The following is a 24,667-nucleotide window of genomic DNA, read 5'->3' on the forward strand; positions in this document are numbered from 1 at the left end:
GCTCTACGCGCGGTGCCGCCGCGGGTTTCAGGCGCCCCAAGTGCGTTCGAGGACGCGGATCCAGTTTTCATGGGCAATCATTCCGAGCGCCTGATCGTCAAAGCCATGCGCGCGCAGGGCGTCGATGAGCTTCGGCAGGCCGCTGGCATCGCCAAGCGACTGCGGGATGGTCGTGCCATCGAAATCGGAGCCGAGCGCCACATGCTCGATGCCGATCCGCTCGGCGATGTAAGCGATATGACGGACGAGGAGCTCAATCGGCGTATCGGCATTTCTGACGCCATCATCACGCAGGAACAGCACGCCGAAATTGATGCCGACCAGACCGCCGGTATCGCGGATCGCATCGAGCTGCTTGTCCGTCAGATTGCGGCTGTGGGGCGAAATCGCGTGTGCGTTGGAATGCGAGGCGACAAGCGGCGCCTTCGACAATCTCGCGATATCCCAGAAGCCCTGCTCGTTCATGTGTGAGAGATCGATCATGATCCGCAGTTCATTGCAGGCGCGGATCAGATCCTTGCCGGCATCGGTCAGGCCAGGCCCGATATCCGGCGTCGAGGGAAAGCGGAAAGGCACGCCATAAGCGAAGACGTTCGGCCGGCTCCACACCGGACCGAGCGTACGCAGCCCGGCTTGATGAAGGACATGGAGCGCATCGAGATCGGCCGCGATCGCTTCTGCCCCTTCGATATGGAAAACAGCGGCGAACCGGCCATCGGCGATGGAACTACGGATGTCGTTGGCCGACCGGCAAACCTTTACTGCGCCATCGGACTGAGCCTCGATTGCGAGAAGAAGGCGAAACATCGCCAAAGTCTCGTTCAGCGCCTGGGGCTGCGAGGGAGCCGGAAAGTCACCATTCCCATCGCGGGGTTGATCCGGAGACGGAATGAACACTGCGCAAAGCCCGCCTGCAAGCCCGCCGCGACGCGCGCGCGGCAGATCGATATGCCCCGCAGCCTCGCCATTCAGAAAGGCGTTGACGGAATTGAGGCCATCGCGCCGCAGCCGCAGCAACACATCATTGTGGCCGTCGAATACTGGAATTATCGAGGATTCTGTCATGTCTCATTCCAAAAATTGTAGTGGATGCCTGCCTAGGCAAGCTCGGAGGGGTGGGCAAATGCAAACCGCGCATAGGGTCTGCGAAAAACGGAATTAGTCGCTCGCAAGACGCGCTGTTAGAGAAGCTGGCGAAAATACGATAGCGACAGAACCGTACCAAGTCTCGCCATGCTTGGCATAGAGCTGTTGCCAAAAGAGTGAAAGGGGATTTCGCATGGTTTCCAGACGCCAGTTTCTCATCGGCAGCGGTACGCTGCCCTTCCTGTCCTATCTCGATCTAGCACAGACCGCATTTGCCGCGACGCCGAAAGATGTGCTTGTCGTTGCCCAACAGCTCGACAACATGACGAGCCTCGACCCTCATGAAAGCTTCGAGGCCGTTGGCGGCGAAGTGATCAGCAACATGTATCAGAAGCTGGTGCGTCCCAACACCGATGATCCCTCCAAGGTCGATCCTGTGCTCGCTCAATCCTGGCAGGCCGATGCGGACAGCAAGGTCTTCACCTTCAAGCTCGCCAAGGCAAGCTTTGCAAGCGGCGCGCCGGTGACGGCAGAGGATGTCGCCTTCTCGCTGCAGCGCGCGATCAAGATGAACAAGGGCGCAGCCTTCATCATCAATCAGTTCGGCTTCACCGCCGAGAACGTCGAAAGCCGTATCGTCGCCAAGGATGCCGAGACGCTGACCCTGACGACCGAGAAGCCCACCGCGATCGCCTTCCTGCTTTATTGCCTCTCGGCCAACATCGCCGCCGTGGTCGAAAAGAAGGTCGTGCTCGCCAATGAGGCAAATGGCGACATGGGCAATGCCTGGCTGCAGAAGAACAGCGTCGGCTCGGGCAGTTTCCAGCTTCAGGCCTGGAAGGCGAGCGAATCCGTGTCGCTCACGCTCAACCCACATGGCCCCTACAAGGGCAATCTGAAGCGCGTCATCCTGCGCCATGTCACCGACCCCGCCTCGCAGCTTTTGATGCTGAAGAAGGGTGATGCCGATATCGCCCGCGATCTGACCTCCGAGCAGCTTCGCACCATTCAGAACGACGCCGACTTCACGTTGGTCACCAAGAGCATCGCCTCGCTGGTTCTCATCTCCCTTAATCAGGGTGTGCCGAACCTAGCAAAGCCTCAGGTCTGGCAGGCCGTCAAATGGGCGCTCGACTACAAGGGCATGCAGGAAAACATCGTGCCCTTGACCCACAAGGTCCACCAGAGCTTCGAGCCGGAAGGTTTCCCGGCAGCGATCAGCGACACGCCGTTCCAGAAGGACGTGGCAAAGGCGAAGGCGCTGATGGCCGAAGCCGGGCTTGCCGACGGTTTCGACGTGACGATGGATCACTACGCCGCCCAGCCCTATCCGGACCTCGCCCAGGCGATCCAAGCGAACCTTGCCGAGATCGGCATTCGCGTGAAGTTGCAATCGGCGGAAAACCGGCAGGTGCTGACGAAGATGCGCGGCCGCCAGCACGAGATGGCGCTTTCCGCATGGGGCACCGATTATTTCGATCCGAACTCCAACGGCGAAGTCTTCGCCATCAACAAGGACAATTCCGACGACGCCAAGAGCAAGCCCTTCCTGTGGCGTTCACGCTACAAGAACGACGATTTCGTCGCCAAGGCCGAAGCCGCCCGCGACGAGAAGGACCCGGCCAAGCGCATCGCCCTCTATGAAGAGCTCCAGCGCGAGCACATGCAGAACAGCCCCTTCATCTTCATGTTCCAATGGATGAAAACCGCGGCGTGCAGCAAGGCCGTCTCCGGCTTCCAGCTCGGCGCTCTCTCAGAAGCCAATTCCTATCAGGGGACCAGCAAGGCTTGACCCGACGGCTCAAATCCTTCTCCGCCATCCTGAGCAGCATCGTATTGACGCTGCTCGGGCTGACGGTCGTCACCTTCCTTATAGGCCGCGTCATGCCGGTCGATCCGGTCATTGCTGCCGTCGGCGACAATGCGCCGGAGGCGGTGGTCATTCGCGTGCGGGCCGAAATGGGCCTCGACCAGCCTCTTCCGGTACAGTTTCTCCATTACCTGAATCAGCTTCTGCATGGCGATCTCGGCATGTCGGTGTTGACGAAAAACCCGGTGTCGCAGGATATTGCCCGCTTCTTTCCGGCGACCTTCGAACTGGCGACCGCAGCACTCATTCTCGCCGCGATCATCGGCATTCCGCTTGGCGTCTGGGCAGCCGTGCGGCAGGGAACCCTCACGGATCAGGCGATCCGCGTCGTCTGCCTCGCCGGCCATTCCATTCCGGTTTTCATGCTGTCCCTCATCTCGCTGCTCGTCTTCTATTCGGCGCTCGGCATCGCGCCTGGGCCTGGGCGGCAGGACATTATCTATGACGGAATGATCGCGCCGGTCACGGGACTGCTGTCCGTGGACACGCTGCTCGCCGGCGATCTCGACGCCTTCCGGGATGCGCTTGCCCACATGGCGCAGCCGGTCTGCATCCTCGCCTATTTCAGCATGGCCTATATCGCCCGCATGACGCGCGCCTTCATGATCGATGCCCTGAAGGGCGAATTCGTGATCACCGCGCGCGCCAAGGGCCTTTCGCTCAGCAGGGTGATCTGGGGACATGCCTTCCCGACCGTCGCCGTGCAGCTGGTGACCGTGCTGGCGCTGACCTATGCTGGCCTGCTGGAGGGCGCCGTCGTCACCGAAACGGTCTTTTCCTGGCCAGGCATCGGCCAGTATCTGACCGCCTCCCTGATGAACGGCGACATGAACCCGGTCATCGGCACCACACTCCTGATCGGCATTATCTATGTGGGGCTCAACCTCGTTGCCGATCTCCTTTATCGTCTGCTGGACCCGAGGGTGCGATGATGCTGGCAACCTTCCGCAATTGGGCGCTCGACGAGTCCCCCACTTCCCGGCGCCAAGCCGCCTGGGGCAATCGCTATCGCATCTGGCTGGGGTTGAAGGGCAACGCTCTCGGCATGATCGGCCTGTCGATCATCCTGCTTTTCATCCTGCTGGCGCTCTTCGCGCCATGGCTCGCCACGCATGATCCGGCCACCCAGGATCTCGCCAATCGACTTGCCAAGCCGAGCGCGGCTGATTGGCTTGGCACCGACGAGCTCGGCCGTGACATCTACTCGCGCCTGCTCTTTGGCGGCCGCGTGACGCTTGGCATGGTCATCGCCGTGGTGGTGCTCGTGGCGCCGATCGGCCTCGCCATCGGCTGCATCGCCGGCTATTTCGGCGGCGTGGTCGACACGGCGCTGATGCGGCTGACCGACATCTTCCTCGCCTTTCCCCGACTGGTGCTGGCGCTTGCCTTCGTTGCCGCCCTGAAGCCAGGTGTCGAAAGTGCCGTGCTGGCGATAGCGCTAACCGCCTGGCCACCCTATGCTCGGCTCGCGCGCGCCGAAACCCTGACCGTGCGCGGCGCCGATTTTATCGCCGCCTATCGCCTGACAGGCGCCTCTTCCTGGCGCATCATCATGCGGCATATCGCGCCGTTGTGCATGCCGAGCCTGATCGTTCGCGTCACGCTCGACATGAGCTCCATCATCATCACGGCCGCAAGCCTCGGCTTCCTCGGCATGGGTGCACAGCCGCCGTCGCCGGAATGGGGGGCGATGATCGCAACCGCAAAGCGCTTTATCTTCGAACAGTGGTGGGTCGCAACGATCCCCGGCATCGCCATCTTCCTCGTCTCGCTCGCCTTCAATTTCCTTGGCGATGCGCTGCGCGACGTGCTCGATCCGAAGGGGAACTGATCCATGCTGGTCGAGATCGACAATCTGCGCATCGGCTTCAAGACGCGCACGGGCTTCGCACCTGCGGTCAAGGGTGTGTCGCTGCGCCTCAGTGCCGAGAAGCTCGGCATCGTCGGCGAAAGCGGCTCGGGCAAGAGCCTGACGGCACGCGCGCTGATGAAACTCCTGCCAAGGCAAACCCGCATCGAAGCCGACAAGCTTTCCTTCGATGGCATCGACATCGTGTCGGCCAGCGAAAAGCAGATGCGCACCATCCGCGGCAAACGGGCAGGCTTTATCCTGCAGGACCCGAAATACTCGCTAAACCCCGTTAAGACCATTGGCAATCAGGTTGCCGAGTCATGGCGCACGCACAAGGGCGGCAGCCGCCGGGAGGCGGCGGAAGCGGCAGTAAATCTGCTGGAGCAGGTCAAGATCCGCAACCCGAAGGCGGTTGCCGCCTCCTATCCGCATGAAGTCTCAGGCGGCATGGGCCAGCGCGTCATGATCGCCATGATGCTGGCTCCCGATCCGGAACTGCTGATCGCCGACGAACCCACAAGCGCGCTGGACGCGACGGTGCAGGCGGAAATCCTGCGGCTGATCGAGGAGCTTGTCTCCGAGCGCTCGATGGGATTGATGCTGATCAGTCATGACCTGCCGCTCGTCTCGCATTTCTGCGACCGGGTGGCGGTCATGTATTCCGGGCGCGTTGTCGAGGAGCTGAAGGCATCGGAACTGTTGTCTGCTGCTCATCCCTATACGCGCGGCCTGCTGAACTGCATTCCTTCGCTCACCCACCCGAAAGAGCGGTTGCCCATTCTCGAGCGTGATCCGGAGTGGCTGAAATGACGATAGAGATCCACAATCTACGCATCCGTTTCGGCGAGCGTGAAGTCGTCAAGGGCGTTTCCTTCAAGGTCGAGGAAGGCGGCAGCTTCGGCATCGTCGGCGAAAGCGGCTCCGGCAAATCGACCGTATTGCGCGCCATGGCCGGCCTGAACACCAGCTGGATGGGGCGCATCGCCTTCAATGACGAAGCAGCTCCGCAACACCGCACGCCGGATTTCTTCCGCAAGGTGCAGATGGTTTTCCAGGATCCCTACGGTTCCCTGCATCCGCGCCAAACGATCGACCGCATTCTGAGCGAGCTGCCGCTGGTTCACCGCATGGGCGACGTCGACCAGCGTATTGCCAGGGCGCTTTCGGACGTGGCGCTGCCGCAGAGCTCGCGCTTCCGCTATCCGCACCAGCTCTCCGGCGGCCAGCGCCAGCGTGTCGCCATCGCCCGCGCGCTGATCGCCGACCCCAGGATCCTGTTGCTCGATGAGCCGACAAGCGCGCTCGACGTGTCGGTTCAGGCCGAGATCCTCAACCTGCTGTCCGATCTGCGCGCTGAGCGAAAGCTCACCTATGTGATGGTCAGCCACAATCTCGGCGTGATCGCCCATCTCTGCACCGACGTCGGCGTTATGATCGATGGCCAGATGGTGGAGCAGGTCACGGCCGACGATTTGCGGCGCGGCAACGTCACCCACCCCCATACGCAGGAACTGCGCCGTCTGAGCATCGAGTTCGAGGAAGCGGAACCGGTCTAATCTGCATTTGCGAGGCATGCATGTCCGAAACGGGAACCTGGAAGGCGGCGCAGTCCTGCGCAGCCCAATTCGCGCAAAATTGGGGAAGCGATGAGCCGGGCGGCGCCGTCATCGGCTTCGATGCGCATGGCATTCGCTTTGCCGAATATGGCGGCGTGGAAAGCCTTTCGACGCTCGCCCCCTTCACCGCGGCAAGCGTCGTCCGCTATGCCTCGGTGACGAAGCACGCCTTTTGCGCCATGGTGCTCGCCCATTCCGACAAGATCGGTCTCGGCGACCCGCTCGGACAGCATCTGCCTGAACTGCAGGCACCTCTTCGCGATGTCACCGTTGGCCGCGCTCTCGACATGAGCGGAGGCTTGCCTGACACGCGCGAATGCCTGACGTTGCTTGGCCTGTCTGTCTATACGGAGACGAAAGCCGGCCCGTTGCTCGATTTCCTGGCGCGCCAGACGCGGTTGAACTACGAGGCGGGCACGGAGATCTCCTATTCCAATACCGGCTACCGGCTCGTGGAAGCCGCATTCGAGCGTCACGGGGTATTCTTTCGAGACTTCGTTCGACGGCTGGGTGCGCAAACAGATGCCGTATTGGACGCGCCGGATGTCTGGAACGACCCCGTTGCCGGCCTGGTTCCAGGCTATTGGCGCGACGGCGAGCGCTGGCAGCTTTCGGCCGCCGGCCTGCATATTTCCGCCTCCGGCAGCATGACCGGCAGCGGTGAAAGCCTCGCCAAATGGTTGATGGGATTACTTCGCGGCGAAGGGGCTTTTGCCGGAGTACTCGACGAGTTGTCTGCACCACGGCAGCTCGCCGATGGCAGGCCGAGCGGATACGGCCTCGGCCTGCGCCGCACCATGCTCGGCAACCGCTCTCTTATCGGTCACGGCGGTTCCCATCCCGGCTACAAAAGCTATTTCCTGCTCGATCCGGTTCGAAAAGGCGGCTTTGCGGTCGTATCGAACCGCGAGGATACCAACGGCTACAAGATCGCACTCGAGTGCATGGCGGCATTGACGGGTGAGGCCTTGCCGCGTCCCTCGACCGCCCTTCGCGATGGCACCTATGTGACGGAGAACGGGCCATGGTGGATCAAGGTCGCCGGCAGCACGGTGACCTATCTCGATGCCGACGAAACCGTCTACGAGGATGAGGGATCCTCGGTCTCCTCCCGCTCGGCCTCGTCGCCGATGCGCCTGACGATGGAGGGCGACGCGATCGTCGGGGAAATCGGACATGCCCAGCGCCGCTTCCTGCGTGTCGGAGAGCACCAAGTGTCGGCCTCGCTACGCGGTGCCTGGGACTCGCCGGAGGGCGCGCGTCTCGAGATCGAAGGCGGCAATGTCGTCATGGGCGTCGGCCCGGTGCGCCAGCGCATGCCGCTGCGCGCGCTGGGTGCCGGACGCTATCTGTTCACGCTGACGGATGGGCCTTGGACCAAGCGGGTCTGCCTCCACCTTCTAGGCGAGGACAGGCTCGAACTGGTGCTCGCTCGAGCACGAATGATTGAATATCGCCGCGCCGGCTGATTGCATTCCCCGCCCTTTCGGGCCAAGGAGAGGCGGGCTTTGACAGCCGGTTTCTTTGGGAGCTTCGAGTGGAAGTCAAATGGCTTGAAGATTTTCTGGCGCTGGCGCGGACGCTGAACTTTTCCAAAGCGGCCGACGAGCGCCATGTGACGCAATCCGCCTTCAGCCGCCGCATCCGGCAACTGGAGGGCTGGGTCGGGACGAGCATGATCGATCGAGCCACCTATCCTTCGCGGCTGACGGCCGCAGGCGAGCGTTTCGTACCCGTGGCGGAGCAGACGCTGCAGGCGCTCTATCAGGCGCGACGCAACCTTCAGCACGAGGATGGCACGGATGCGCGTACCGTGACCTTGACCGCGCTGCATACCCTCTCCTTCACCTTCTTCCCTGATTGGCTAAGCCGGCTCAACACGCGCATCGGACCCGTGGTCTCGCATCTGCGCCCGGACTCCGGCACCATGGAAGAGAATCTGAACTCCCTCATCGACGGGGACTGCGATTTCCTGCTCACCTATCAGCACCCGCATGTGCCGATGCTGCTCGATCCACAATTCGAACATCACACGCTCGGCCGGGAAACCATCCTGCCGGTGAGCGCCGCGGGCGCCGGAGGGGTGCCGCTGCATCGCCTGGAGCCCGGCTTCTGCCATGTCAGCTATCAGAAGACGTCCTTCTTCGGGCAACTGGTGGCCGGCGCCTTCGGGGAGCGGCTGCCCGCGGAAAACCGGGTACATGTCGGCAGCATGTCCGTGGGGTTGAAGGGCATGGCCGCAGCCGGCTTCGGGCTCGCGTGGATCCCCGAAAGCCTGGTCAATACCGAGCTTGCCGATGGCCGGTTGGTGCGTGCCGCCGATCCCGAATGGAATATCGAGGTGGAAATCCGCCTCTATCGCTCGCGCGAGAACCGCCGTCCGATCGTCGGGCGTGTCTGGTCGATGCTCGACAAGCCCTGACGATCGGACGATCCTTGCGGCAGGCTTAGATCGCGGTGCGCCGGGCGTTTTCCATATAGAGCGTGCGAAGGCGCTTGAACATCGGGCCAGGCATCCCGTCACCGACGGCAACGCCATCGATATTGGTGATCGAGACGATGAAGTTGGAGGCGCTCGTCAGCCAGGCTTCGGCGGCGGTCTTGGCCTCTTCGACGGAGAAGGGCCGCTCCTCCAGCACCAATCCCGCCTCGCGCGCGAGGTCCAGCACGGCAAGCCTGGTGCAGCCGGGCAAAGTCGCGTGGCTGTTGGCGCGCGTCACGATGCGGCCGTCACGCGTCACGACATAGGCCGTCGACGACGCACCCTCCGTCACCATGCCATCCTCGACCAGCCAGGCCTCGTCGAAGCCTTCCGCCTTGGCGGCGCGCTTGGCCAGCACCTGCGGCAGCAGGCAGACGCTCTTGATGTCGCGCCGCGCCCAGCGCTGATCCGGCATGGACTTCACCTTGAGACCCTTTTCGACGGCTGCGACATGTTCGAGCGTCTTTGCCTGCGTGAAGAGCACCAGCGTCGGCTCCAGATCCTCGGAGTAGAAGAAATTTCGGTCTTCGGCACCGCGCGTGTACTGGAGATAGACGAGCCCCTCAGTGAGGTGGTTTGCTTCCACGAGACGCTTCTCGATCGCCACGATCTCGTCAGTCGTGATAGGCAGACGGCCGCCGATCTCACCTACGCTGCGCTCGAGCCGCGCCATGTGCATGGCGCTGTCGATCAGCTTGCCACCCAGCACGGCAGTGACCTCGTAAATGCCATCGCCGAACAGGAATCCCCGGTCGAAGATGGAAAGACGCGCCTCGTTCTCGGGCAGGAAGGCACCGTTGAGATAGACGGTGCGGATTGTCGCGGCAGACATGAAAACTCCGTATGATGCGAAATCAGAAAATTACGGTCATCAATGACCTGGATGGGGAAGGCTGATCGTACCGACAACCGAGCCTTTGCCGGTCGCGGCGTTGAAACCTTTGGTCTCCGTCGCCATGGCGAGAGAGTTGAGGATTGCTTCCTCGGTAGCTTCGATCGCGGCTTCGAACAGCGGCGAGACGGCATCATTGCCCAATGTAGGGATCAAACTCACGCCCTTGCGGCGTTCGGGAGTACGCCGCACCGCCTCTGCCGTCGAAAAGGCGAGCGCGTAGTCACCCGAGCCATTGCTCAAAGCCGCGCCGGTGCGGGCAAGCCCGCCGAAACAACGGCGCGCCAGCCTTTCGAGATTGCGCGGACAGAGCGGCGCGTCGGTCGCTAGTACGATGACGATGGAACCGTCCTTGTCGTGCTCCGCCAGCGCAGCATAATCACGTCCGGCGACAATAAGGCGGCCGCCGTAGTTGGATTGGACAAGCACGCCCAGCCGATAGGCCTCCGCGCCGACAGGCACGAGGCGCGAACTCGTTCCGATTCCGCCTTTCAGGCCGAAAGCGACCGTTCCGGTTCCGGCACCGACCGCACCCTCTTCTACCGGCCCTGATGTCGCGGTATCGATCGCAAGTAGAACTTCATCGACGCTCGGGCGAGCGGCGCGAATATCGTTGAGACGCGAATCGTTGGTCTCGCCGACCACCGCATTGACCGACACGACCTTTTCGTTACCCGGCTGCGCGAGGGTGTGGCGGATGATAGCCTCTACGCCTCGCCCGACGGCCAGCGTATTGGTCAGGACGATCGGCGTCTCGATCTCGCCGAGTTCGATGATCTGTGTGACGCCGGCAAACTTGCCGAAGCCGTTGAAGACGGCAAGTCCGGCAGGGACCTTGTCCTGGAAAAGATTGCCGCCATGCGGCAGGATCGCGGTCGCTCCGGTGCGTGTGCGCTCGCCTTCCCGGCATGTGACATGCCCCACATGCACACCGGCAACATCGGTGATCGCGTTGAGGGGGCCGGGTTCGAAATGACCGGGCGCGAAACCGAGCTCGCGTATTCTGTGGCGCTTGTGGTCCATCATCCATGCCTCAAGAAGATGATGGCGACCTTACTCCGCCAGCCCGCTCGAAGGCACAACAAAAACGGAATAGTTTCAGACCGGCTTTGCAAAGGGCCGCGAAAGGCGCCCTTTGCTGCATCGAGAAACATCGACAGCGCAAACGCCTTCCGTGCGGTTCCTCATGACAGAAGACGATTGGCGCGCAGCCACTGCTCCCACCAATCGGGCCAAGCGGCACTTGGCGTCCCCGGTCTTCCCATGCCGAAGCCGTGGCCGCCGCTCGGAAGCCGATGCAGCTCGACCGGAACACCCGCTTTTCGGCAGGCATCCGCCATGATCAGCGTATTTGCCGGATTGGAGATCGGATCATCCTCGGCCTGCACCAGGAAGACTGGCGGACAGCCGGAGCGGACATGCGTCTCGACCGACCACTCCGCGCTGGCTTCCGCATCCGGATGACTGCCGATCATTGAACGGCGGGCGGAGGTGTGGTCATAGGGTGGCTCAAGCGTGATGACCGGATAGATCAGCGTTGCCAGATCGGGACGCGCGGATTGGCGATCGATCGTATCGATCGGCTGGTAGGACGCGAAGGCCGACCGCGCCGCCGCCAGACCGATCAGATGACCGCCGGCCGAGAAACCGAGAGCCCCTATGCGCGAGGGATCCAGCCGACGGCGCTCCGCCTGGGTTCGAATGATGCGCAGGGCGCGTTGTGCATCCTGAAGCGGCGCCAGCGGGCCGTCATTCCATCCTTCTCTCGGCAGGCGATAGGTCAGAACAAAAGCGGTGATGCCGCGGTTCGTCAGCCAGCGGGCAGCCGGATAAGCCTCCTTCTCCATCTCGATACGCTTATAGCCGCCGCCGGCGGCAATGAGGATGCTGGCTCCGTTCGCTTGCGCAGGCGAGAAAACCTCGAGACTTGGCACGGCTATATTGCTGACGGCGCCCTTGCCATCGCTTTCGAAAGGCCCCGATGGTCCGCCGCCGCCCGGAGGCAGGCCTGGCCATAGCGGGATGCTGGTATCCGATGGTGCCGCCCGTACCCTCGTGGACATCATCGCAAGGGTTGTTGCGATCAGGAAGGAGCGCCTATCTATCATCATATGTCAGATGCCTTCGCGTCAGGTGCAGGTAGCCGGCATGTCGGCCTTAACGACAAGCGCGCCTGTGAATGCATCACTCCCGTTTGGCGGCAATATGGTCGACATGTTAGTATTCTTTAGCTGGCGGCAAGCGGCAACGAATCGGGCCGACCTATCGAAACCTTCGGGTAATCCCCGTGGGAGCGATAGGCTAACATTCCCTCCAGCCTTGTTTTTTTTAAAGTCCGCAACAAATGAATGTGTGGGAGGCGTAATATGCGAGGCCTCAGCACAACTTACGGCAGGCTATCTCTGCGAAAACGACGACCCGGAACAGGCTTGGACGACCTCCGATTTAACAGAGTGCGATTTTGCGCTAACAATGGATGCGGATTCACGATGACGATTCTGTTCTGTCCTGACGCCATTTGGGGAGGCCAGATTGCCTGACTTTCGACGCGAAGAAGAATCTCCCGTGGTCGAAACCAAGAAAGATGCGCGGAGCGAGGAGACGAAGACCTCGCCGCGCGATAGGCGTCGCTTTCCGCGTCCGCCGAAAGTTGGCGGCGAAGAGTCACAAGCACCTTCAATACTGAAGCCGTTGCTGTTCTCCACACATGATCTTGAACCGGAAACACAATTTGCTGCATGGCAGGCGTATGTGGCGCCCCTCGTAGACACTCGGCTTCCAGACAACGCCCCGCGGGAAACCGGATTTGTCGCCGACCACACGGCATGGAATTTGGGGGGCATGCTGATCGTTGAGCAGAGTGCGCCAGCACACAGCTACATGCGCTCGCAAGCGAAGGTAAAAGCGGATCTCATCGATCACTGGCATGTTTCCGTGCTGCGCAGCGGCCGGACATGGACGGAGGTGGATGGGTATGTCAGCGAAGGCGAGCCGGGCAAGGTCGAACTGCGATCGCTAGGACACCCCTTTCGGGGGCGTTCCACCGACGCCGAAACTCTGTCGCTCTTTTTGCCGCGTGCATTGCTGTCCGACGCCCCTGCCGCAGTCGAGATCAAAAACAATACTGCCCTTTCGGGGACCTTCACCAGATTGCTGATCGAGTATCTCGATAGTATCGTAGCCAATCTTCCAAACTTTGTAGCGACGGATTTGCCCCATGTTGTCCAAACCGTGCGCGGGATAATTTGGGCCGGCGCTGCAGCTTCGGCGGCACAGTCTGCCGACACTGAACACCATAGCACCCTTGCCCTGATGGAGCGGGTGCGGCGGTTCGTCGAGCGCAATCTTGCCGCGAGCGATCTGACGGTGGAGCAGATATGCCGCGAGCTCGGCATGTCCCGCACCAGACTGTATCAGATCTTCGAACAGGATGGCGGTGTGCATCACTATATTCAGCGGCGCCGCCTTCTATCCGCGCATGCCGCGCTCAGCGACCCCTCCAATCGGCAACAGATCCTCGACATCGCCTATGCAGTCGGCTTTTCGTCCGCCGCACATTTCAGCCGCGCCTTCAGCAAGGAGTTCGGCTACAGCCCGCGTGAGGCCAGGAATCTTATCTCGCAGCCCTATCTCGGGCGCCCATTCCCGCTATCGCAAGACGATGAGGGGGCTCATTCTTTCGAAGAATGGCTGAGAACGCTTGGTCACAGCCGCTGAACGCTGCGGGCATCTCACATAAATCATCAATTCGCCGGACGCGCCGATGTTTCGCGCGGCATGAGCGCATGCATTGACGACCGCTCCCCTCCAAAGCCTCCGGATCATAGTTAAGTGATTGCGAAAATGTACGCTGCTGCAAGTTTCCGGATGCGTGGCTAACGACAGGCTACGCGTAACCCATTAAAAAAGAAGCAGAATAACCGTGCAGCTAAAAAGGCTGAGTACATGACGAATGTACTCTGCGTCCAGTAAAACGATCTTTGGGGAGCATATTAATGGTATCCGCCCGTCAGACAATACAGATCAGCAGGCCGCAACATTCCACCACCGACGCCTACCGCGCTGTCGAGCGGGAGGAAGTCCTTGCAGTAGCATTTCGAGACTTCGTGCAGGTGGTGCTTGCCGCAGGCTGGAACGAGCCGGAGGTCGCTCTGACCTTGGCAGATATAGCAGACGACTACGTCATGGCGCTTGCTGGAAGAGTTACGGGAAATTAGTTCTGCATAGCCGTCCGCGCGTCGCAGGGGTGAGCGCGTACGGGTTCCGGTAACTCTTCTGTCATGCCGCCGGCGCCGCCGCTCAACAAAACCAACAAGAAAGCGGCCCGTCGGCGGCATGAATTATAATTAAACGACCGCTTTCCCTCAGCCCGTGTGCCCATCCAGGCCGGGTCACGAAGGAGAAAGCCTCCGATGACAACATCTCTGGTTTCGGCAGGATATGGAAGCGGCGATCGCATTCTATACGTCGCTGATCCCTGGCTCATCGATCGGGTGGGTGTCGAACATTCTGGACAGCGATCCAAACGGACCGGCCGGTAGCGTCAAGTTCGCAGGCTTTACGCTCGGCGATCGAGCATATATGGGCTTCGAGGCGGGGCCATTCGATTGCTTCGACCACAACTCCCAGATTACCGTCGAATGCGAGGCGCAGGCTGAAGCAGACCGGCTACGGGATGCGCTCACATAGGCCGTTCGACGGAGCCATACGGCCGGGTGCGGGATGCCTGGGGTGTCTCTTGGCATTTCATGATCAAGCGGCAGGCCGACGGCATCGACGCGCCGGTCAAATCCCGGCATGACCCCAGCACGGACCCCGCGAAAACAAAATTCGCCATTGCGTAAGCTTTGTCCGCGCCACGAACAAGCATAACTGAAGAGCTGGGGCCAAGCCCATCCTTCCAGCCAATGGAAGGGGTGTATGTGCGGAGGTAAGCGGAAGCCGATTTACCATCGGCTCCAGCTTACAGCACACTTTGAGCATCAGTTGAGAGACGGGCAACCGCGCCGGTTGGCGAAGACCATGCGGTCGGGGCCGCCATCATTCCAGCCGCGAACGACTATGCGTCGGCCGTCGCTTTGGACCGAATCGATGCGCCGAAAACCTTCCGCACGCGCGGCCCGCATGAGTTCGCCGCGGTCACAGCCGCCCCGCTCGCGATCGCGATCCCAGCCTCTTGGCGGGCGATTCCAATCCCGGCCCTGGTCACGCTGCCATCGCGGCGGTCCGTAATCATCGTCGCCGCCGTAGTATTGCGCCATTGCGACCGAGGTCATCAATTGCATCGCGGCCAGCCCTACCAAGGCGACGCGAGAGAGTCGTACCAAACGTTCAAACATTCCCTTACCCCCATTTCCTATCTATTGGACACAGGTAGCAATACGACGGTTCGCCTGAACTCTGCCTGAACGCGACCGCGGCTGTGCAGAGTTTTAAACGGGGCGCATCATGGCCCCAGCGTCACATCAACCGATCTCGACAGAATTGCCGCCGGCATGAGTATGCAATTCAGCGTCGCTTAATCGCCGCACCGTAGCATGGCATACTGGGGTCTATTCGCAATATGATAAATTGCTGATATGACAACAGTCCGCGCCTGATGGACACTTTGCGAGTGGCTGGAAATAAACAATGGGACAGCGACGGGGGGTCTATGTCTTCAGTCTATATCAAGGTCGAAATGGTGGGTGACGGCCAACCACCGGATGCCGCTCTCATGGATCGTATCCGCTCGCTGATCCTGCAAAGCTCCGAGGTCGACTCGATATCTTACAGGTCGACCAGCATCGTACAGACGCTGGAGGCCTTTCTGACGATCCCTCATGCCGACATAACGGACGGGGCGGCAAGAGAACCGATCCAACCCAAATCACATCGAGAATAGGCACTCGCTTTATCCGAGACCCTTGCCCCGGTGGCGCGACCATGCGACGGGGCTTGAAGATGCGCGCGATGACTTCCGCGGTGGCTTAACGGGATTGATCGCTACGGCGCCAGTCCGCCATCGCCGAATGAACCGATTTTGAAGCAGCATTGCTCCAGCCAAACAATATAGCAGCAGGACGATTGCCGCCTCAAAGATAAGCGGCAAAAACACAAAACGCGCTCCTGGGCTTTCTTCCTCCTCGGGAAGCAGACCGGGCAAACCGAGAATCATCGCCGTCAAGGGGGAGAGCAGGATAACGAAGCAGGCGAGCCCATGAAAAACCAAACGCATGCGTGGATATTTTCCCGTGGCCCAAAAGGCGGCGAGCGAGGCGATGATGTTCCACATCAACCCCAGCACCACGGCGACATCTGCAGGCAGAATCGAATTGGTGTACATGAATCTCCGAATTCTTTGTCCCATCCAGATTAGCCGCTTGCGCGAGATAATGACAACTCGCCTATATGCAGTAGCTACCTACAAAATGCGGATGCGGAGTCCGTCGCTAGCGCGATTATCCGTCATTATCGCCACCAGGCCTCGCGCCGGTTCCATTTCAGATCGCTCCTGCGGCTCTTTCCGGCCTGCTTCCTGTCTCCCTTGAGGTGATCCATGTAGCTGCCCAGAACGCTATTGATGAAGACGTGGGTCTTCGTCAAGTTCGAGCCGAGCCGCTTGAAACGAGCTTCCCCATCGCCCTCCATCTGCTGGAGCACCTTCCAGAAGACGAAGCTGTCGTGGCTTTCCTTCAGGGTCAGAAAATAGCCCAACGTGTAGGCGCCTTCGAAACGTTCGACGAAGGTCAATATCTCGCGATGGCGCAAATTGTACCCCACCCATCCGCACTCCGGATATATTCTCCGGTTCAAATAGGCGGCAAGCTGGTTTCCACGCGGCGCGATCTTGTCGACGAAGTTTCTTGGAATGTCCCTATGGGTGATCGTATCGGCATCGAGCCATATCAGTTGATCGACCATGGTATGATAGCGCCTGATGGCATCGGCGACCGCAAAAACCTTGTTGGAAAACCGAACGGCGTCCCAGCGAAAATCGCGTTTCAAGCCATTGGCCGAGGGGCGCAGTCCGTTGGCTTGCGGATTTTCACCGTAGGCTTTGCGAAAATCACGCAGCCGCGGCAAGGTTTCATTGTGGTCGAACACCAGAAGGCGGCGATCCTTCTCCTCGATCACGACATTCTCGGCATAGACAACGAGGGAGATGTCCTTCGGCCAGTGAGTGAGGAATGTCTCTATGCATTTTTTGCCGTAATCGCGATAACCCTCCTCGTGAAAGGTCGTCACAACGATATGGCTCAGCTTTTCTCGCCGCCATGGATTTAGAAGAAGCATCGGCGATCGGACTCCGCAACAAAGGTGATTTCTCTGCCTGGGTAATTATCCGATCATTTGGCTCCGATTGTTTCCGAATGTTTCTAACCGGTGAAATTTATGGGAAATCTTGTTGCAGAATGTAGGGCGGAGCAACCGGTACATCGCTGAAAAGGTCACCGGAGTAACGGCCCGACGGCGGTAACCGGCCGTCAGGTCCATCACATTCACCCCACCATGGAAAGCCTCACTTCGGCGTGACGTCGAAGCCGAACCATTTCGCCGACAGCTTGGCGATCGTGCCATCGGCCTTGGCAGCCGCGATCGCATCATTGAACATCGCTTTCAGCTGCGTATCCTCCTTGCGCAAGCCGACGGAGCTGCCACGGCCGAGAAGACCGCCCTGGAAGCGCGGCCCGGCAACGATCATGTCCTCGTTGCCCGGCTTTGCCGCCGCCGTCGAGAGATAGGCCATCGACGCCATGATGATATCGACGCGACCGGCCTTCAGATCGAGATCGTGCTGCTCGGTGGTCTTGTATTCGCGGATATCGGCCACGCCCTTGAGGTATTTGTCGAGAAAGGTCGCTGCGATCGATGCCGTCTGCACACCGATCGTCTTGCCCTTGAGCATCGGCTCGAGCTGCTTTACCGCCGCAGCCGCTCCGGCCTCGTCCGTCGCCAGTGAAAAGACTTCGCCCTTCAGCGGCAGGCCGACAAGCGGGGAATCTTTCAGCGTCGCAAAAGTCTGGCCGGTCGTGCCGTAGGAATCGCTGAAGGCGATGACTTCCTCGCGCTTGGCGGTTGCCGACATGCCCGAAATGATGGCATCGAACTTGCCGGCATTGAGCGCGGGAATCATGCCGTCGAAGGGCTGGATGACGGTCGTGCATTCGACCTTCATATGGTCGCAGAAATATTTGATCAGCTCGATTTCATAGCCATCCAGGCTTCCGTCGGCCTTGGTGAAGTTCCATGGCCGGAAAGCGCCTTCGGTCGCAATCGTCACATGCGTCCATTTCTTGTCCTCCGCGCGCACGACCGTCGAGACGGCGAGTGTGGCGACCATCATCACGGCCGCTAGAATTCCGGTAAGGTATTTCATTATCGAGTTCCCCTTTTCTGATTGAGCTTGACTGGTCATTTGCTGATGAACTGGCGGAAGCGCTCGGAGCGCGAGCCGGCAAAGACATCCTGTGGCCTGCCGTCTTCCTCGACGACGCCCTTATGCAGGAAGATGACGCGGCTGGAGACATCACGCGCAAAGCCCATCTCATGCGTGACGACGAGCATGGTGCGCCCCTCTTCGGCCAGCGCCCGCATCACGCGCAGGACTTCCCCGACGAGCTCCGGATCGAGAGCAGAGGTCGGTTCGTCAAAGAGCATGACCTTCGGCCGCATGGCGAGCGCCCGCGCAATGGCGGCGCGCTGCTGCTGACCACCCGAAAGATGCGCCGGATAGAAGTCGCGCTTGTCGGCAATGCCGACCTTGGCAAGCAAGGCTTCCGCTTCCTCGACGCACTCGGCCCGCGAGCGCCGCTGAACGTGAATCGGCGCCTCGATGACATTCTCGAGGATGGTCTTGTGAGACCAGAGATTGAAGCTCTGGAACACCATTCCAAGCTGGGAGCGAATGCGATCGACCTGCCGGCCATCCGCCGGACGATGCGCACCGCGGGCGTTGCGCTGCATGCGGATCGCTTCGCCAGCCACCCTCACTTCGCCGGAATCGGGCGTCTCCAGAAGGTTGATGCAGCGCAGGAAGGTGGATTTGCCCGAACCGGAAGAGCCGAGAATGGAGACGACGTCACCCTCGAGAGCATCGAGTGAAATGCCTTTCAGGACTTCGACCGGCCCGAAGCTCTTGTGCATGTCGCGCACGCTGAGTGCGACTGGTATGGCGATCATTGCGGATCTCCTGCGGCAACTGCCTCGGTGGTGGAGCGGGTACTGGAGGGAGGGGGACGCAGATGCGGGCTCAACCTGTATTCGGCAAGCTGGATGAGACGCGTCAGCACGAAATTGATCAGAAGATAGATGGCGCCGGAGACGACGAAGACTTCGATCGCGCGATAGGTCTCCGAGATGATCTTGGCGGCAACACCGGTCACCTCCATCAACGTGATGATCGAGGCAAGCGACGTCGCCTTGACCATCGAGATCATCTCGTTGCCATAACCCGGCAAGGCCTGACGAATGGCGAGCGGCAGCACGATGCGGCGAAACAGCATCATGCGATGCATGCCGCAGGCACGAGCGGCCTCGACCTGCCCGTGCGGTACCGAGAGCAGGCCGCCGCGAATGATCTCACTGGCATAGGCAGCGGTGTTCAAGGTCAAGGCCAGGACGGCGCACCAATAGGGCTCGCGCAGGAATGGCCAGAAGATACTATGGCGTATGGCGGGAAACTGGCCGAGGCCATAGTAGATCAGGAAGATCTGAACCAGCAGCGGCGTACCGCGGAAGACGAAGACATAGAGGCGCGCGAACCAATCGAGGACGGCGATGCCGGAAAGGCGCGCAAGCGCCAGCAGCAGCGCCAGGATGGCGCCGAGGCAGATCGATGTCACGGCAAGCTCGATCGTCAAAGGGAGCGCGCCGATGAGACTTACGAAGGTCTCTTCAAGGAATTGCCAATCCATCAGCGCCTCCTCACACCGCGCGACAAACGCCGCTCGGCCTGTTGAAGGATGAGGCTCGAAAGGGTCGAGATCATCAGGTAGATGACGCCGGCAATCAGGTAGAAATCGAATGGAAGCCCGGTCGAGCCGGCACCGACCTGGGCCTGGCGCAGGAGTTCGGCGACGCCGGTGATCGACACCAGCGCCGATTCCTTCAGGACGACCTGCCAGACATTCCCGAGGCCGGGAAGCGCATGCCGCAGCGTCAGCGGCGCAATGATGCGGCGCAGGCGCAAGCCGCGCGACATGCCGCAGGCAATAGCCGCCTCGATTTCACCGGGATGCACCGCCTTGAACCCGCCCCGCAGCACCTCCGTGAACTGGGCTCCCGAGGTGACGCCCACGGCAAGCGAGCCGGCAAGAAATCCGGGAAAACCAAGAAAGCCTTCCGCCCCGAAAAGCTTGCCGATCGCCGTGACGACGGCGCTTCCGCCGAAATAGAAGAGGTAGATGACCAGCAGATCGGGAATGCCGCGCAATACGGTCGTGTAGGCATCGGCCACCGTGCGCGCAAAGCGATTGCCGGCAATCTTCGCCCAGGCACCGAAGGTCCCGATGAAAGCGCCGACCGCATAGCCGGCAATCGCGACAAGGATGGTCATCCACGCCCCGGCGAGAAGGGCATGCCCCCAGCCGTCCGGGCCGAAGCCGGCAAGTTCGAATATGCCTGGCTGGTTCATGGTGCTGCCCGAGTGGAGCAGATTCTGGCAAATAGTATCATTGTCTAAGCCTCAGCTAGGGACGATGTCTCGCGAGGGCATTCAATTGGCGTCGAACGTCGGCGTAAGGTCGATCTTGCTCCATTTTTCCGAGAGCTGCTTGATCGTCCCATCCTTAGCGGCTTGCTTGATGGCCTCATCGAATTTGGCCTTCAGATCCGTTTCGCCCTTGCGCATGCCGAGCGCCACTTCCGTCGCAAGCATCGCGCCCTTGACCATCGGCCCCGACATCATCAGGTCCTCGTTGCCCGGTTTGCCCAGAACGGAGGTCTCATAGACGCCGCTGTCGAAACCGGCATCGACACGTCCTGCCTTCAAGTCGAGATCGCGCTCGCCGGAGCTCTTATAGGCACGCACGGTGACATCGGAACCGAAATAGGCGGTGATCAACTGTTCCTGGCTGGTCGACTGGACCACGCCGATCGTCTTGCCCTTCAAGGACTTGCCGATTTCAGCCATTACCGGATCGGCCTTGGCCTTGTCGTTCAGGTTCAGCCGTTCGCCCGTCATCGGCAGCGGGGAAACCGGGCCATCCTTCAAGAGGAAAAAGCTCGCGACGCCGCTGGCATAGGGAACGGTGAAGTCGACGACCTGCTTGCGCTTCTCGTTGATGCCGAGCGTCATGACAAGATCGAACTTGCCGGCATTGAGGCTCGGGATCATCGCATTCCATTCGCCGGCGATCAGCTCGCAGTCGACCTTGGCGCGGCTGCAGAGATTGTTGATCAGATCGACATCGAAACCGGCGAGCTTGCCGCTGGAGTCCATCAGGTTCCAGGGCGGAAAAGCGCCCTCGATGCCGACTTTGACATGCGTCCAATCCTTGGCGCCGGCGGCAAGCGGTGCCAGAACGGCAATAGCCCCGAACACGGCGGCAAGCAGGCTTTTGTTCTTCATTTTCAGTTCCCTTTTTTTACAGCCACTTTGCGCAGCCGTTTGTTAGATTCGGCGGCCTGTCGCGATCAGTCGTTCAGAGCCGATCCGAGCGCCGCATTGGCCTCTCTCAGCGCGTGAGCAACACGATTTCTGACCTGGCGCGCATGAACGGCATAGAAGGCCGTCTCCGGCGCCCCCTTCGGCAACGAGGCCAGCGCACGCAGCCCCTCCAGTGAAGGCCAGGCAGGGTGCGGCAGGGCGGAATCGTGGTGAAAGCGCTCGCCGCTCGTATAATTCAGCGGCACCAGATGGCGCGCGGCGCGCATCATCGAAGCATTGATGTGCTCCGCCCTGTCGACGGAGACATGGCCCGCCTCAAGAATGGCCTTCGCATTGGCGTTCAGCTCATCAACCGCCTTTACCAAAACGGAAATGTCGATCCGGCCCCCAAGCCCTGTCTGCAGGCGCGCGATCTGTTCACCGAGCGCTGCGGCATAGACGGTGTAGTCCAGCGGCAGGACGGGCGACGCCAAGAGCCGCCACAGGACCTCGAGGGCGATTTGTGTGTCGCGGATCAGATTATCGGGGTCGATATGTGCGGCCGTGTCATGCGGCGTATGCCACCACCATCCGAGCGCCGTCAGCATCTTGACCGGACCGGGCGGCTGATGGCTGAGGCTGCCGAACATCGAGGGGATGCCGACACCCCAGAAGGATTGGTCCGCAGCCCGTCCATGCCTCCTGCCGGCATGCTTCTGCCCCGCGACACGTTCGATCACGTCCGAAGCGAGGGGCCGCAACTCGTCGATCACGCCGGAATTGGTGAGCACTGTTGCCCCCTCGCCGCCGGTGGAGTCGACATTTACATGCACCGCGCAACGACGATCGAGATCGTCGAAATATTCGTCCACATACCAGGCCGAGCCCGAATAACGGCCATGCGAATGGCCGGACCAGAAGCATATGCGCAGCCCTCGCCGCCAATCAGCCGCGTGAAGGGCAAGCAGGCGGGCAGCTTCCAACATCGTCGCATTGGCGCCGCCATTGTCCATGACGCCGAAATGCCAGGTGTCGTGATGCCCAGAAAAGAGGACGAATGGCGCATCCTCGCCGGTCGGCTGAAGTTCGGCCACCAGCAGCGGCGTCTTGCGCCACCCGGTATCCACCTCCGCCGTCAGCGTCGCCTGCACTTTTTCGCCGTTCGCAAGCCTCATGCGCAAGCGATCGCCGTCTTCCTTGGCTATGGTGCAGATGACCGTGGTCGGCAGATTGATCAGTGTATGCTGCGACGGGCTGCCCCAGACCGGCGACACGCACATTTCGTAGAGATGCTCGTTCGGACTGACATGAAGCTGGCCGAGAGCACCGGCAGCACTTGCAAGTGCTGCCACTTCCTCGGTCGCGATCCCATCTACCAAAAGAATTTTCCCGGCGACGTCCTTGCCCGCGAAATCCGCCTTGCTACCCTCGCCGACATAGACGAGAACGCCGGTTACTCCGGCCGCGGATGTCGGCACCGACATGGAATGCGTGATGCAGCGGAAGCTCTTGCCGTCGATCTCCACTTTCGCCGCGCCAGGCAGACTGATGTAGGCGTCGTGCGACAAGAGCTGCGTGCGATAGCCATAGCTATCCATCTGCGCCTGAAGATAGCGAAAGCTTTCGAGTTCCTCAGGCGTCCCCGAGAGCTTCACCCGGCGGGCAAACTCTGTGATATGCGCCATCAGGCGCTCGCGATCGGGCTTCAGGGCTAGCTCAGCCATTGGCCGTCTCCGGGAGCGGCGGCTTGACGTCGTCCGGGATCGGATTGACGAAAGGCGTGCCCTCGAGCCGCGCCTTGTGGTCAGCCTTGGCGGCCTCGATGAGCTGCGGATTGCGGATGAGATCGGTAGCCGTGCTCGCCATCACCTTGGCTGCATGCTCGGTTCCCTTGTGCGCCACAGGCAACTTACCCTGGGCGACAAGCTGCCAGGAATGCCCCGGCGTGCCGATCGCATAAGTGGCGCCGCGCATCTGGACGGTCGGGACGACCCAGCTGACGGTTCCGACATCCGTGGAGCCGACCAGCGTGCCATCACCGGCATTCAGCGGAAAAATCTCCTCGCAAAGCGCTTGGCCCTTCTTCGGCTTCAGCGCGAAACGACCATAGGAGGCCGCGATATCCTCAGCACTGAAGGTCTGCTGGAATTTGCGCGCCGTCTCGCGGTCCTCGTCATCGAACACCGGCGGCCCAAGACGTTCGAGGTGAGAGAACATGCACTCCTCGAGCGGCGTGTTCCCGACCAGATTGGCATCGCCGCTGATGATCTCGCTGCGAACGGTCGTCTCGGTCATCAGCACGGCGCCCTCCGCTACTTTCTTGACCCGCGCAACCAGCACCAGAAGCTCCGGCAAGGTCCGCGCGCGAACCAGATAGCGGACCGTCGCCCGCGCCTGCACGACATTCGGCGCCGCACCGCCCGCATCGGTGATGGCGTAATGAATACGCGCCGTCGAGGGCATGTGCTCACGCATGTAGTTGACGCCGACATTCATCAATTCGACGGCATCGAGCGCGCTGCGACCGAGATGGGGCGTGGCCGAGGCATGCGAGGCGCGGCCGGAGAAGTGGAAATTGATTTCATTGCAGGCGAGCGAGATCGGATTGTTGACGCCGGCAAAGGCTGCCGGATGCCAGGAAATCGCGATATCTACGTCATCGAAGACGCCGGCCCGCACCATGAAGCCCTTGGAAGAACCGCCCTCTTCGGCAGGGCAACCGTAATAGCGCACCCGGCCCTTCAGACCGTTTTCGGCAAGAAAATCCTTGACGGCGGCAGCCGCCAGCATCGATCCGGAGCCGAGCATGTTATGACCGCAACCATGGCCGTTGCCGCCGCTGATCAAGGGGCGCTCTTCGGCGATTCCGGCCTCCTGGCTCAATCCCGGCAGCGCGTCGAATTCACCCAATATCGCGATGACCGGTCCACCCTCGCCTGCCTCTCCCATGACTGCTGTCGGCAAGCCGGCAAGTCCGCGCTCGACCCGGAAGCCCTCGCTCTCAAGCATGCGAGCATGTTCTTCGGCGGATTGATATTCGAGATAGTTCGTCTCTGGGATATCCCAAATCCGATCGCTGAGCGCAAAGAACGCCGCGCGTTTTCTCTCGACGATTTCCCAGACCGCATCAGAATTTTGCATGGACTTGCATCCGCCTCGTGTAATGGATATCAAATTGGCACCAATTTATGTGCCAATTGAAATGGGTGCGCAAGAGATGTGCATGAATATTTTTTCGGCAGGGACAACGGGCACGTCGTTGTTGATGAGCCGGAACCTATGATAGTCATCGCGGAAATC

At 60.8% G+C, this 24,667-nt stretch carries 25 protein-coding genes; 11 read left to right on the forward strand and 14 right to left on the reverse strand.

Annotation, left to right across the window (positions count from 1 at the left end; translation table 11 throughout):
• Window positions 1-27 precede the first annotated feature (27 nt).
• Window positions 28-1,065, reverse strand: a complete 1,038-nt coding sequence (locus AB8B29_RS27425; protein WP_037191477.1) for a dipeptidase — start codon at window positions 1,063-1,065, stop codon at window positions 28-30.
• Window positions 1,066-1,279: 214 nt separating this feature from the next.
• On the opposite strand from AB8B29_RS27425, the gene AB8B29_RS27430 reads away from it, so the two are divergent.
• From AB8B29_RS27430 to AB8B29_RS27460, 7 genes are all read left to right on the forward strand, one after another.
• Window positions 1,280-2,878 (forward strand): ABC transporter substrate-binding protein, encoded by a 1,599-nt coding sequence (locus tag AB8B29_RS27430; RefSeq protein ID WP_113102140.1) that lies wholly within the window; start codon window positions 1,280-1,282, stop codon window positions 2,876-2,878.
• Complete coding sequence (locus AB8B29_RS27435; protein WP_037191488.1) at window positions 2,875-3,888, forward strand: ABC transporter permease; 1,014 nt, start codon at window positions 2,875-2,877, stop codon at window positions 3,886-3,888. Before AB8B29_RS27430 ends, AB8B29_RS27435 begins: the two co-directional genes overlap by 4 nt.
• Window positions 3,885-4,787, forward strand: a complete 903-nt coding sequence (locus AB8B29_RS27440) for an ABC transporter permease (protein WP_037191490.1) — start codon at window positions 3,885-3,887, stop codon at window positions 4,785-4,787. The genes AB8B29_RS27435 and AB8B29_RS27440 overlap by 4 nt, the downstream gene beginning before the upstream one ends.
• Window positions 4,788-4,790: 3 nt before the next feature.
• Window positions 4,791-5,618, forward strand: coding sequence for an ABC transporter ATP-binding protein (locus AB8B29_RS27445; RefSeq protein ID WP_092574289.1), 828 nt, complete (start codon window positions 4,791-4,793; stop codon window positions 5,616-5,618).
• Window positions 5,615-6,364: an ABC transporter ATP-binding protein gene (locus AB8B29_RS27450; RefSeq protein WP_092574288.1), complete on the forward strand. Its 750-nt coding sequence runs from the start codon at window positions 5,615-5,617 to the stop codon at window positions 6,362-6,364. Before AB8B29_RS27445 ends, AB8B29_RS27450 begins: the two co-directional genes overlap by 4 nt.
• Window positions 6,365-6,384: 20 nt before the next feature.
• On the forward strand, window positions 6,385-7,893 hold the full coding sequence (locus AB8B29_RS27455) for a serine hydrolase domain-containing protein (RefSeq protein ID WP_092574286.1): 1,509 nt from the start codon (window positions 6,385-6,387) through the stop codon (window positions 7,891-7,893).
• Between the two features lie 68 nt (window positions 7,894-7,961).
• On the forward strand, window positions 7,962-8,846 hold the full coding sequence (locus AB8B29_RS27460) for a LysR family transcriptional regulator (protein ID WP_037191495.1): 885 nt from the start codon (window positions 7,962-7,964) through the stop codon (window positions 8,844-8,846).
• 25 nt (window positions 8,847-8,871) lie between these two features.
• Here the strand turns inward: AB8B29_RS27460 and AB8B29_RS27465 are convergent, their stop codons facing one another.
• The 3 genes from AB8B29_RS27465 to AB8B29_RS27475 form a co-directional block, all read right to left on the reverse strand.
• Window positions 8,872-9,738, reverse strand: coding sequence for a D-amino-acid transaminase (locus AB8B29_RS27465; protein ID WP_174157212.1), 867 nt, complete (start codon window positions 9,736-9,738; stop codon window positions 8,872-8,874).
• 39 nt (window positions 9,739-9,777) lie between these two features.
• Entirely contained in the window at window positions 9,778-10,821 is a 1,044-nt protein-coding gene (locus AB8B29_RS27470; RefSeq protein WP_092574368.1) for a P1 family peptidase, read from the reverse strand.
• A 161-nt stretch (window positions 10,822-10,982) separates the two neighbouring features.
• Window positions 10,983-11,906, reverse strand: a complete 924-nt coding sequence (locus AB8B29_RS27475; protein WP_092574367.1) for an alpha/beta hydrolase — start codon at window positions 11,904-11,906, stop codon at window positions 10,983-10,985.
• A gap of 457 nt (window positions 11,907-12,363) precedes the next feature.
• On the opposite strand from AB8B29_RS27475, the gene AB8B29_RS27480 reads away from it, so the two are divergent.
• The 3 genes from AB8B29_RS27480 (at window position 12,364) to AB8B29_RS27490 (ending at window position 14,487) form a co-directional block, all read left to right on the forward strand.
• Window positions 12,364-13,515, forward strand: a complete 1,152-nt coding sequence (locus tag AB8B29_RS27480; RefSeq protein ID WP_037191506.1) for a helix-turn-helix domain-containing protein — start codon at window positions 12,364-12,366, stop codon at window positions 13,513-13,515.
• A gap of 278 nt (window positions 13,516-13,793) precedes the next feature.
• Window positions 13,794-14,015: a hypothetical protein gene (locus tag AB8B29_RS27485; RefSeq protein ID WP_037191508.1), complete on the forward strand. Its 222-nt coding sequence runs from the start codon at window positions 13,794-13,796 to the stop codon at window positions 14,013-14,015.
• A 223-nt stretch (window positions 14,016-14,238) separates the two neighbouring features.
• Window positions 14,239-14,487, forward strand: a complete 249-nt coding sequence (locus tag AB8B29_RS27490; protein ID WP_244655292.1) for a VOC family protein — start codon at window positions 14,239-14,241, stop codon at window positions 14,485-14,487.
• Window positions 14,488-14,780: 293 nt separating this feature from the next.
• Here the strand turns inward: AB8B29_RS27490 and AB8B29_RS27495 are convergent, their stop codons facing one another.
• Window positions 14,781-15,137, reverse strand: coding sequence for a hypothetical protein (locus AB8B29_RS27495; protein WP_047555513.1), 357 nt, complete (start codon window positions 15,135-15,137; stop codon window positions 14,781-14,783).
• A gap of 314 nt (window positions 15,138-15,451) precedes the next feature.
• Here AB8B29_RS27495 and AB8B29_RS27500 point away from each other — a divergent pair, with 314 nt between their 5' ends.
• The gene (locus AB8B29_RS27500; RefSeq protein ID WP_092574282.1) at window positions 15,452-15,682 is read left to right on the forward strand and encodes a hypothetical protein; all 231 of its coding nucleotides are present in this window, start codon (window positions 15,452-15,454) and stop codon (window positions 15,680-15,682) included.
• 9 nt (window positions 15,683-15,691) lie between these two features.
• Here AB8B29_RS27500 and AB8B29_RS27505 read toward each other — a convergent pair whose 3' ends face one another.
• The 9 genes from AB8B29_RS27505 to AB8B29_RS27545 all read right to left on the reverse strand — a co-directional run bounded on the left by AB8B29_RS27505 (window position 15,692) and on the right by AB8B29_RS27545 (window position 24,508).
• Window positions 15,692-16,123 carry a hypothetical protein gene (locus AB8B29_RS27505; protein WP_047639722.1) on the reverse strand — a complete coding sequence of 144 codons (432 nt, stop codon included), beginning with the start codon at window positions 16,121-16,123 and terminating at the stop codon, window positions 15,692-15,694.
• Between the two features lie 125 nt (window positions 16,124-16,248).
• On the reverse strand, window positions 16,249-17,073 hold the full coding sequence (locus tag AB8B29_RS27510) for a hypothetical protein (RefSeq protein WP_037191520.1): 825 nt from the start codon (window positions 17,071-17,073) through the stop codon (window positions 16,249-16,251).
• 226 nt (window positions 17,074-17,299) lie between these two features.
• Window positions 17,300-18,157, reverse strand: a complete 858-nt coding sequence (locus AB8B29_RS27515) for a transporter substrate-binding domain-containing protein (RefSeq protein WP_037191524.1) — start codon at window positions 18,155-18,157, stop codon at window positions 17,300-17,302.
• Between the two features lie 35 nt (window positions 18,158-18,192).
• On the reverse strand, window positions 18,193-18,960 hold the full coding sequence (locus AB8B29_RS27520) for an ABC transporter ATP-binding protein (protein ID WP_037191527.1): 768 nt from the start codon (window positions 18,958-18,960) through the stop codon (window positions 18,193-18,195).
• Window positions 18,957-19,694 carry an ABC transporter permease gene (locus AB8B29_RS27525; protein ID WP_037191543.1) on the reverse strand — a complete coding sequence of 246 codons (738 nt, stop codon included), beginning with the start codon at window positions 19,692-19,694 and terminating at the stop codon, window positions 18,957-18,959. Before AB8B29_RS27525 ends, AB8B29_RS27520 begins: the two co-directional genes overlap by 4 nt.
• Complete coding sequence (locus AB8B29_RS27530; protein ID WP_037191545.1) at window positions 19,694-20,413, reverse strand: ABC transporter permease; 720 nt, start codon at window positions 20,411-20,413, stop codon at window positions 19,694-19,696. The genes AB8B29_RS27525 and AB8B29_RS27530 overlap by 1 nt, the downstream gene beginning before the upstream one ends.
• Before the next feature lie 81 nt (window positions 20,414-20,494).
• Complete coding sequence (locus tag AB8B29_RS27535) at window positions 20,495-21,349, reverse strand: transporter substrate-binding domain-containing protein (RefSeq protein WP_047639719.1); 855 nt, start codon at window positions 21,347-21,349, stop codon at window positions 20,495-20,497.
• A gap of 65 nt (window positions 21,350-21,414) precedes the next feature.
• Window positions 21,415-23,091 (reverse strand): M28 family peptidase, encoded by a 1,677-nt coding sequence (locus tag AB8B29_RS27540; RefSeq protein WP_047639718.1) that lies wholly within the window; start codon window positions 23,089-23,091, stop codon window positions 21,415-21,417.
• Entirely contained in the window at window positions 23,084-24,508 is a 1,425-nt protein-coding gene (locus AB8B29_RS27545; RefSeq protein ID WP_113102138.1) for a M20 family metallopeptidase, read from the reverse strand. Before AB8B29_RS27545 ends, AB8B29_RS27540 begins: the two co-directional genes overlap by 8 nt.
• Window positions 24,509-24,667: the final 159 nt, after the last annotated feature.

The organism is Rhizobium sp. 11_C7_N12_5 (assembly GCF_051811145.1).
Lineage (GTDB): Bacteria > Pseudomonadota > Alphaproteobacteria > Rhizobiales > Rhizobiaceae > Rhizobium > Rhizobium lusitanum.